The sequence below is a fragment of the Bradyrhizobium sp. genome, assembly GCF_019244115.1.
In the GTDB taxonomy this organism is placed as follows: domain Bacteria; phylum Pseudomonadota; class Alphaproteobacteria; order Rhizobiales; family Xanthobacteraceae; genus Bradyrhizobium.
On record NZ_JAFATE010000871.1, the window covers coordinates 1 to 9,451 of the forward strand.

11 protein-coding genes are annotated in these 9,451 nt (G+C 65.3%); 4 read left to right on the plus strand and 7 right to left on the minus strand.

The window, feature by feature from the left end; genetic code table 11:
* Nucleotides 1–640, plus strand: a 640-nt coding sequence (locus JOZ76_RS36675; RefSeq protein WP_291706255.1) for an AEC family transporter, incomplete at its 5' end; no start/stop codon positions are given.
* 56 nt (nucleotides 641–696) lie between these two features.
* Here JOZ76_RS36675 and JOZ76_RS36680 read toward each other — a convergent pair.
* On the minus strand, nucleotides 697–1,443 hold the full coding sequence (locus JOZ76_RS36680; protein WP_291706256.1) for a C13 family peptidase: 747 nt from the start codon (nucleotides 1,441–1,443) through the stop codon (nucleotides 697–699).
* A gap of 386 nt (nucleotides 1,444–1,829) precedes the next feature.
* On the opposite strand from JOZ76_RS36680, the gene JOZ76_RS36685 reads away from it, so the two are divergent.
* Nucleotides 1,830–3,422: an ATP-binding protein gene (locus JOZ76_RS36685; RefSeq protein ID WP_291706257.1), complete on the plus strand. Its 1,593-nt coding sequence runs from the start codon at nucleotides 1,830–1,832 to the stop codon at nucleotides 3,420–3,422.
* A gap of 67 nt (nucleotides 3,423–3,489) precedes the next feature.
* Here the strand turns inward: JOZ76_RS36685 and JOZ76_RS36690 are convergent, their stop codons facing one another.
* From JOZ76_RS36690 to cysK, 3 genes are read right to left on the minus strand one after another with little or no spacing between them, the layout of a single operon-like run.
* Nucleotides 3,490–3,708, minus strand: coding sequence for a hypothetical protein (locus tag JOZ76_RS36690; RefSeq protein ID WP_291706258.1), 219 nt, complete (start codon nucleotides 3,706–3,708; stop codon nucleotides 3,490–3,492).
* 4 nt (nucleotides 3,709–3,712) lie between these two features.
* Nucleotides 3,713–3,952 (minus strand): BrnA antitoxin family protein, encoded by a 240-nt coding sequence (locus JOZ76_RS36695; RefSeq protein WP_291706259.1) that lies wholly within the window; start codon nucleotides 3,950–3,952, stop codon nucleotides 3,713–3,715.
* A 2-nt stretch (nucleotides 3,953–3,954) separates the two neighbouring features.
* Nucleotides 3,955–4,932, minus strand: a complete 978-nt coding sequence (cysK, locus tag JOZ76_RS36700; RefSeq protein ID WP_291706260.1) for a cysteine synthase A — start codon at nucleotides 4,930–4,932, stop codon at nucleotides 3,955–3,957.
* Between the two features lie 275 nt (nucleotides 4,933–5,207).
* Here cysK and JOZ76_RS36705 point away from each other — a divergent pair, with 275 nt between their 5' ends.
* Nucleotides 5,208–5,426 carry a hypothetical protein gene (locus JOZ76_RS36705; RefSeq protein WP_291706261.1) on the plus strand — a complete coding sequence of 73 codons (219 nt, stop codon included), beginning with the start codon at nucleotides 5,208–5,210 and terminating at the stop codon, nucleotides 5,424–5,426.
* 8 nt (nucleotides 5,427–5,434) lie between these two features.
* On the opposite strand, the gene tgt is transcribed toward JOZ76_RS36705, so the two are convergent.
* A complete protein-coding gene (gene tgt / locus JOZ76_RS36710) occupies nucleotides 5,435–6,571 on the minus strand; it encodes a tRNA guanosine(34) transglycosylase Tgt (RefSeq protein WP_291706262.1) in 1,137 nt (378 codons plus the stop codon).
* Nucleotides 6,572–6,875: 304 nt separating this feature from the next.
* Between tgt and JOZ76_RS36715 the strand changes: the two genes are divergently transcribed.
* Complete coding sequence (locus JOZ76_RS36715; protein WP_291706263.1) at nucleotides 6,876–7,910, plus strand: aspartate-semialdehyde dehydrogenase; 1,035 nt, start codon at nucleotides 6,876–6,878, stop codon at nucleotides 7,908–7,910.
* A 162-nt stretch (nucleotides 7,911–8,072) separates the two neighbouring features.
* Here the strand turns inward: JOZ76_RS36715 and queA are convergent, their stop codons facing one another.
* On the minus strand, nucleotides 8,073–9,149 hold the full coding sequence (gene queA, locus JOZ76_RS36720; RefSeq protein WP_291706264.1) for a tRNA preQ1(34) S-adenosylmethionine ribosyltransferase-isomerase QueA: 1,077 nt from the start codon (nucleotides 9,147–9,149) through the stop codon (nucleotides 8,073–8,075).
* A gap of 8 nt (nucleotides 9,150–9,157) precedes the next feature.
* Nucleotides 9,158–9,451, minus strand: a 294-nt coding sequence (locus JOZ76_RS36725) for a LysR substrate-binding domain-containing protein (protein ID WP_366938671.1), incomplete at its 5' end; no start/stop codon positions are given.

Here is a 9,451-nt window from a genome sequence, read left to right on the forward strand (position 1 = left end):
CACCGGATTTGTCGCGCTGCCGATCCTGCACGCCATCTACGGCCAGCCTGCCGTCCTGCCCGCCGCAGTCGCAACCGTGTTTGTCGCAGCCGTCATGTTCCCGCTGGCCGTCATACTCCTGGAGAGCGACCGGCACGACGCGCGTACGCCCGCGGACGGCGGCGCCGCCATGCTGAAACAGATCCTGCTCAACCCCATGGTGCTGTCGACCCTGGCCGGTCTCGCCTGGGCCATTTTGGGCTGGCCCGTGCCGGCGCCGCTGGCGGCCTACATGAACATTTTTGCGGGCGCACTCACACCGTGCGCGCTGTTCGCGATCGGCCTCGGCCTGTCGGCCGAAGCACTGCGCGCGAACCTCAAGACCTCGGTCGTGCTCGCGGCCGTCAAACTCGTGATCATGCCGATGATCGTCTATGGGCTCTGCGTGGCCTCGGGCCTCAACCCGCTCTACACGCTCGCCGCCATCATCTGCGCCGCCGTGCCGACCGCGAAAACGGTCTATATCCTTGCCGGCGCGCACAAGGTCGAAGAGCACCTGGTCGCGGCGACGGTCTCGATCACTACGCTGTTCTCGGTCGTGACGTTACTGGGCTGGCTCACCATCCTGTCCGGCCTGCCAGTCCACGCAAAGCTAGACTAGAACGCGCAAGCTGGGGCAACCGCGGGCGCGGAGGAACGCCAAAAGTCAGCGGCTCCTCAGGGGCGCGCCACCAGCAGCGGTTCGACATTGGCACCGCCTGCCATCTGCGGATTCGACGGATCAAAGTGCTCGTGCAGCTCGCGCTTTCTGACCAGCCCGCGCGCAAGCGCGAAGGCATCCTTGAGGCTCGTCGTGTGCCGAAGCGCAATGTTGAAAAACGCGTCGCCGAAATAGGTCCACCTGGCCCTGTCCTCACAGCCGAACGAGGAATGCCTGGCGTCGGCCGCGGTGATGACCAGGAGATCGGGGCTCGCGAGCCGGCGGACGAAGACGCCGGAATAGCAGGCCGAGATGACGACCACCTTATGCCGCACGCCGGTCCGCGCCAGCATGCCGGCGAGTTCGGACGGCGTGAGCGTCTGCATGAGCCGCCCGGCCTTGACGGCGAGTCCGTCAGGGGAGCCGTGCGAGGTCAGGATCACGAACAACACGTCGTTGTCGGCATCGAGCCTGCGGGCCTCCGCCTGCAAGGATTTTGCGAGGCCCTCGACCGTTGCGGCGCCGCCGGTCCTGACATTGTACTGCACATCGACCGGACCGATCGCAAAGCGGCTTGCCACGACCTGCGCCGCGCCGGTTGCCTCGCGCCTGAACACACCCTGATCACCGAACAGTCCGAAGGACACCACGCCAACCTTGTGGCCATTCTCGACCGCGCGCACCGGCGACGCCGAAGGCGCTGCAATCAACACAAAGGCGACGGACAGGGCACGGAGCCATGCGGTCCAGGACGTCGGGGTCATGGTGAGCCTCGTTTCGTGAATCGCCGTTTCAGGAGAGCGGCGCGTGACTGCCCCGAGCCTGCCAGAGAGTATCTGGATATGGTGCGCCTGGATGCCGATTTCGAGTCCAGCCGGGAACCCGAGGCGTCGCCGCGCTGGCGATGAAACGCCACCGCGACGTTGTGGGGAGACATGATCCGGAAAGCTGAAGCGCGGGACGCGTCGAGTTTGGCTGCGCTGAGCATCGAAGTCTGGCTGATATGTCGGCTCCCCCGGTTACCGCAGCCGCCGCTCTCGCGCCGTGGTTGCGCTTGCACCGCCAGCGGAAACCTGAATGATCCGGCCGTAGCGGGTCGATCACGCGCGATCAGGCCCGCGGCTCGCTGTGTCATGGAGATCTCCTGAACATGTCGACGCTCATCCCGCATGGCGTGTGCCTTCAGTGGTCAACGGACCTGATCTGGCTGAACGCCGTTTCCGATGCCCTAGTCGGCATAGCCTTCTTCAGCATGGCCTACGTCCTCGGCTATTACGTCTGGAAGCGCCGCCGCGAAGTGATGTTCCGCAGCGTGTTCTGGTCGCTCGCGATCTTTGCCGCGGCCTGCGGATTGACCCGCGTCGAGGCGATCTTCACGCTTTGGGTGCCGGCCTACGGCATCGAGGCCCTGACCAAGGCCCTGCTTGCACCGATCGCGATCGCGGTCACCGCGGCCATGCTGCTGATGCGGCCCCGTCTCCTGGTGCTGCCGACGCGGATCCAGCTGCAGCAGGCCTATGCGGCGCTCGAGGAGGAAACCAGGCAGCGCCGCAACGCCGAGGCTATGGTGAAGCGTTTTCAGGAGATCGAGGCCACCGAGGCCCAGGTCCGCCAGGCGCAGAAGATGGAGGCCGTCGGCCAGCTCACCGGCGGCGTCGCCCACGACTTCAACAACATCTTGACCGTGATCACCGGATCGATCGAGATTCTCGCCGAGGCAGTCAAGGCCGATCCGGCGCTGGCCCAGATCGCCGACCTGATCGGCGCCGCGGCCGCACGCGGAGCCGACCTCACCCAGCATCTCCTGGCCTTCGCGCGCCGCCAGCCGCTGCAGCCGCGCGCCACCGAGGTCAACACCATGGTGGTCGACGTTGCGCGCCTGCTGCGCCCGACGCTCGGCGAACAGATCGAGATCGAATCCATGCTGGCGCATGATTGCGCGCCGGCCCTGATCGATCCAAGCCAGCTCTCGACCGCGATGTTGAACCTCGCCCTGAATGCGCGTGACGCGATGCCGAATGGCGGCAAGCTGACGCTGGAGACCAAGAACGTCGTGCTCGACGACAATTACGCTGCCATGCACGGTGACGTGAAGGCGGGCAATTATGTCATGGTCGCCGTGAGCGATACCGGGCAGGGCATCCCGCAAAACCTGCTCGACAAGGTGTTCGAGCCGTTCTTCACCACCAAGGACGTCGGCAAGGGATCGGGGCTTGGTCTGTCGATGGTCTATGGTTTCGTCAAGCAGTCCAACGGACACATCAAGATCTACAGCGAGGAGGGCCACGGCACCACCGTCAAGCTGTATCTGCCGCGCGCCGCGGGGGTACCCGAGGTTCAGGCAGCTGAGGCCAGTATCGTCGGCGGCGATCATGGCGACGATGCCATCCTGATCGTCGAGGACGACCCGCTGGTGCGGGAATACGTCATGACCCAGATCAGGCGTTACGGCTACCGGACGCTGGCAGCCAGCAATGCCGCCGAGGCGCTTGCCTTCCTCGACGGGCCCGAGCGCATCGATCTGCTGTTCACCGACGTCATCATCCCAGGCGGCATGAACGGCCGCGAGCTCGCCGCCGAGGCCGCGCGACGACGCGCGGGGCTCAAGGTGCTCTACACATCCGGCTACACTGAAAACGCCATCGTGCATCACGGCAGGCTCGACGCCGGCGTGCTGCTGCTGCCAAAACCTTACGTCTCGTCCGATCTTGCGCGGATGATCCGGACCGCTCTGGCGTCATAGGCTCTTCTGCGAGGACACCAGCAGCAGCAAACCACATGTCTGCCCACGCTCACTCCGGGCGCGATCGTCATCGCTCCTGCGCCGACGTCCCCTGCCCCTGATCGATCACGGCGCCGATCCGGTCCAAGAGCGCCCTGGCTTCACCGCGGCTCATGCCCAGCCGCGTGACGAATTCCAGCACGTCGAGCCCATCGCGGACCTCGCCCAGCGCGTTACCGAGGAGGCGTAGCTCGCTCCATGACAGCCTGACGTCCGCCTGCTCGCTGCCCGCGCGGAGAAGCCGCATGCCGCTACTTCCCCGCCGCCCTGCGCAGCGCCTCGTTGATGCGGTCCTGCCAGCCCGGTCCGTCCTGCTGGAAAAATTCCAGCACGTCCTGGTCGATCCGCAGCGTCACCTGCTCTTTCACGCCGGGGATCGCCGCCTGCTTCGGTGGCGCTTCGGCCACCTTGGCCGTCGCCTTCTTGAACGCGGCTTCGGCTTCGGTGCGCGCGTCGTTCAGCGTCCGTGGCCGTCTCGGCTGCTCCGCCATGATCAGATCCCCTCGAACAGAACAGTCGACAGATAGCGCTCCGAGAACGACGGCACGATCGCCAAAATGGTCTTGCCGGCCGCCTCCGGCCGCTTGCCAATTTGCAGCGCCGCCGCGATCGCGGCACCCGCGGAGATGCCGCCGGGAATGCCCTCGCTGCGCGCCAGCGCCCGCGAGATCTCGATCGCGGTGGCGCTGTTGACCGTGACGATCTCAGAGATCACGGAGCGGTCCAGAATGTCGGGCACAAAGCCCGCGCCGATGCCCTGGATCTTGTGCGGGGTGTGCTGGCCGCCCGACAGCACCGGGCTCTCGTCCGGCTCGACCGCGACCACCCTGAGCTCCGGCAGGCGCGGCTTGAGCACCTGGCCGACGCCGGTGATGGTGCCGCCGGTGCCGACGCCCGCGACGAAATAGTCGAGCTTGCCGCCGGTGTCATTCCAGATCTCTTCGGCCGTGGTGCGGCGGTGAATGTCCGGGTTGGCAAGATTCTTGAACTGCTGCGGCATCACCGAATTGGGCGTGGTCCGCAGCAGCTCTTCGGCCGTGGCGATCGCGCCCTTCATGCCCTGCGCAGCCGGCGTCAGCACGATCTCGGCGCCGAGAAATGCCAGCATCTTGCGCCGTTCGATCGACATCGAGTCTGGCATTACGAGCTTGAGGCGGTAGCCGCGCGATGCGGCGACGAAGGCGAGCGCAATGCCGGTATTGCCGGAGGTCGGCTCGATCAGCACGGTCTCGGCATTGATGTGACCCGCCTGCTCCATCGCGATGATCATTGCCGCGCCGATGCGGTCCTTCACGCTCGCCGCGGGATTGAAATATTCCAGCTTGGCGAGGATTGTCGCGTGCACGCCGTGCTGCTGCGGCAATCTTCGCAATTCCACAATCGGCGTATTGCCGATTGCATCCACGATGGAGTCGAACACCTTTCCGCGACCGGGCGGGTGCACTGCGCGCGGCGGAGTTGATGCGTCCATGACGAGATCCTTCACTGCAATCGTTATCAGAAATTCCGGCCTTTCACTTTCATTACGTACAGCGCGCGCTTTCGCGCAAGTCGAAATCATTTGCACGTGAGGGCGGAACTGGCGTCGCAAAGTTGAAACATTGATGCGACATCAATTCGCTGCATTGCGAAAGCACCGCGACAGCAAATAACGCAGAAGTAACTTATTTCTGTTGCGACAAGGTCAAATAAATCGTTGTATAGTGCTTTCAGGTCACAGGGCGCCGAACGCAGGGGAGGTCAACGATGACAGCAGTTGCTGAAGTGTTGTCGACCGTTGCGTCAAAACCTGATCCGCGTGGCTGTGATTTGCCGACCTGTCCGGTGTGCGCCGATTCGATGATCGCAGCCGAAGCATCGGCCTATTTGTCCGACCACGCCATCAGCTATCTCTGGGCCTGCGACACCTGCGGCTACGGTTTCGTCACCAAGCATGCGGTGAACAAGGTCTTTCGCTGCAACTAAGCCATGCCTCATCGTGGAGCAATGTCACCGCGCGCCCATCCGGCGCGCGTTTGTTCGTGGAACGCGGCGAACGTACCGCTCGCGATCGCCGCGCGCATGGCGGCCATCAGTTCCTGATAATAAGCGATATTGATCTCCGACAGCAGCATCGCGCCGAGCGTCTCGCCGGACTTGACCAGATGATGCAGATACGCGCGCGAATAGCTCCGCGCCGATGGCCATGAGCTTTCTTCATCGAGAGGCCGCGGATCGTCGGCATGGCGCGCATTGCGCAGATTGACCGCGCCGAGCCGGGTGAACGCCAGCCCGTGCCGGCCGTTTCGGGTCGGCATCACGCAGTCGAACATGTCGATGCCGCGGCGGACCGCCTCCAGAATGTCCTCGGGCGTGCCGACCCCCATTAGATAGCGCGGCCGGTCGGCGGGCAGTTCAGGCGCAGCCGCCTCGATCATCTCGAGCATCACGGATTGCGGCTCGCCGACCGCGAGGCCGCCGATCCCATAGCCGTGAAAGCCGATCTCGACCAGACCGCGTGCGCTCGTGCTGCGAAGCTGCGTGACGTCGCCGCCCTGCACGATGCCGAACAGCATATGGCCCGCCGCCGGCGCGCTCTCGAAGGCGCGCTTGCAGCGCTCCGCCCAGCGCAGCGACAGCTGCATGGCGCGTTCGATATCCTCGGGCGCGGCCGGCAGCCGCACGCATTCATCGAGCTGCATGGCGATGTCACTTCCGAGCAGGCGCTGCACCTCGATCGACCGCTCCGGCGACAGCTCGACCTTCGCACCATCGATATGCGAGCGGAAGGTCACTGCCTGCTCGTCGAGCTTGCGCAGGCTCGCCAGCGACATCACCTGAAAGCCGCCGGAATCCGTCAGCATCGGACCGTCCCAGCCGGTAAAATGCTGCAAGCCGCCGAGCGCCGCGATGCGCTCCGCGCCAGGCCGCAGCATCAGATGATACGTGTTGCCGAGCACGATGTCGGCGCCGGCCTCGCGGATCTCGCGCCAGTGCACGCCCTTCATGGCTCCGGCGGTGCCGACCGGCATGAAGGTGGGCGTCCGCACCAAGCCGTGCGGGGTGGTGAGGCGGCCGGTGCGGGCAGCCCCGTCGGTCCCGAGCAGCTCGAAATGATTGGGAAGGCTCATGGAGCGGCTTATCGCGTACCGCCTGCGCCGGATGCAACCCCATTGAGCCGCCGGGCAAGCCAAAAGCCGTTGACGCCCGCCCGGCCGGCCCCTATGGTCCCGCGCCGATGATGACCGCCGCGACAACCACGACGAAAACCAAAGAGCCCTCGCGGGCTTCGGGAGTCGTGCGCGCCTAACAGGTCGACCGCATCATTCTTGAACCGAAGCCCCGCCTGAAAAGGTCCGGGGCTTTTTTATTGCCTGCGCATGGTCCCGGAAAAGTGGGCACCGGTTTTCCGAAAAGGATCATGCGCAAAACAAAATGGAGAGCAAAGTGCCTGATCCCGTTGTTGCCATCGCCGGCGTGACCGGCGCGGTAGGAGCCGAGTTCATAACCACCATGAACCGGCGCGGTTTCCGCGTCCGCCGGCTGAAGGCGCTGGCGAGCAGGCGCTCGGCCGGCAGGACGGTCGATTTCCGCGGCCAGAGCATCACCATCGAGGAGCTGACCGAAGACTGTTTCGATGGCGTCGACATCGCCTTGTTCTCGGCCGGCAGCGCCGCATCCCGCGCCTTTGCACCGGCGGCCGTGAAGGCGGGCGCCGTCGTGATCGACAATTCGTCGGCGTTCCGAATGGACGGAAACGTGCCGCTCGTCATCCCGGAGATCAACGGCCGCCGGATCGCCGAGCACAAGGGCATCATCGCCGTTCCGAACTGCTCGGCGATCACGGCCCTGGTGCCGCTCTGGCCCATCCACCAGAACAACCGTATCAAGCGCATGATCATCGCCACCTACCAGGCCGCAAGCGGCGCCGGCGCGGCCGCCATGCAGGAGCTCGTGGAGTCCACCCGCGCGAACCTCGAGGGGCGGCGTTTTCAGCCGAAGGTGCTGCCGCACCCCTATGCCTTCAACCTGTTCAGCCACAACACGGCGATCGACCCGGCGACGGGGTACAATGAGGAGGAGACCAAGGTCATCAAGGAGACCCGAAAGATTTTTGAGGACGAGCGGATCGCGATCGGCATCACCTGCGTGCGCGTCCCGGTGCTGCGCGCCCACAGCCAGGCCATTACCTTCGAATGCGAGCGGCCGATCACCGAGGACGAGGTGCGGGAGATCCTGTCGGCGGCACCCGGTGTGCGGATCGTCGACCATCGCATCCAGAACTATTTTCCGATGCCGGTCGACGCCTCCGGCCAGGATGACGTTTTGGTTGGCCGTATCCGCAGAGATCTCAGCGATCCCAGGGGCCACTCGATCTCGATGTTCGTGGCCGCCGACCAGCTGTTGAAGGGCGCGGCGCTCAACGCCGTGCAGATCGCGGAGCTGCTCCCCGAGCGCGTGCCGGCGTAGCCACGCTCTGCCACATTTACATGACGATTGTCATCACCCGCGAAAGCGGGTGATCCAGTATCCCCAGAGACGGCAGTGATTGAGCCGATAAGCCGCGGCGTACTGGATGCCCCGCATTCGCGGGGCATGACGAGCTGAGGGGCTGGCGCGCCTTCCCGCTTCTCAGACATCCGATCGAAACAGCAGGCAGGCATCGCCATAGGAGTAGAAGCGATAGCCGCCGGCGATTGCATGGGCATAGGCGCGCTGCATGACCTCGCGGCCGGAAAAGGCCGACACCAGCATGAACAGGGTCGAGCGCGGCAGATGGAAATTGGTCATGAGAATATCGACCGCGCGAAAGGGATAGCCGGGCGTGATGAAGATCGCGGTCTCGCCTTCGAACGGCGCGATCGTGCCGTCCTCGCGCGCCGCGCTCTCCAAAAGCCGCAGCGACGTCGTGCCGACCGCGACGATCCGTCCGCCCCCCGCGCGCGTCGCGTTCAGCGCGGCCGCAGTTTCCGTTGACAGGCTTCCCCACTCCGCATGCATCCGATGGCCCGCGGTGTCTTCGGCCTTGACCGGCAGGAACGTCCCTGCCCCGACATGCAGCGTGACGCGATTCAAGCCGATACCCCGCGCGCACAGCGCGGCCTCCAGCGCAGGCGTGAAATGCAGCCCCGCCGTGGGCGCCGCGACCGCGCCTTCGTTCGCCGCGAACATCGTCTGGTAGTCGCTCGTATCCTGCTCGTCGGCTGGGCGCTTGGAGGCGATATAGGGCGGCAGCGGCGTCGCGCCGAGGTCGGCGATCGCCTGGTCGAGCGCCGGCCCGTGAAACGTGAACGACAGCGTCACCTCGCCTTCGCGGCCCTTGTGCTCGACCTCGGCGTCGAGATGGCCGAGCAGGCAGACCTTTCCCTCATTGCCGAAGCGGATGCGATCGCCCTCGACGAGCTTCTTCGCGGGTCGCACCAGCGCCTGCCACCGCGAGCCGTCGACGCGCCTGATCAGCGTCGCCTCGATTTTTGGCTCGGTGGCACGCCCGATGCGTCGACCGGCGAGCTGGGCGGCAATCACTTTGGTATCGTTGACGACGATCTGGTCGCCGGGTTTCAGCCAATGCGGCAGGTCGCCAACACCCTGGTCGCGCAAGCCACCACCGGCTTCGACCACCAGCATGCGCGCGGAATCGCGCGGGCTCGCGGGACGCAACGCGATGCGCTCTGCAGGAAGATCGAAATCGAAGAGGTCGGTGCGCATGGGGACTTCTAGCTCGCAAAATTCTGTCTGACGATCGGCCGCAGGCGGCTGCGCAGCCACTCGAGCGCGGGATCGCGGCTGCGGCCGCTGCACCAGATCATCGCATGCGGCAGCGGCGGAAGTGGAAACGGCACCTCCTGGCTGTCGAGCCGGTAGGCGTGGACCGTCTCGCTCATCGCAAGCTCCGGCAGCGTCGCCAAGAGGTCCGAGCCGGCCAGGATCGGCGCCACGGCGGAAAAATTCGGCACCCATCCGGCAATGCTTCGCGCGAGGCCTGCAGCCGCAGCTGCCATATTGACGGG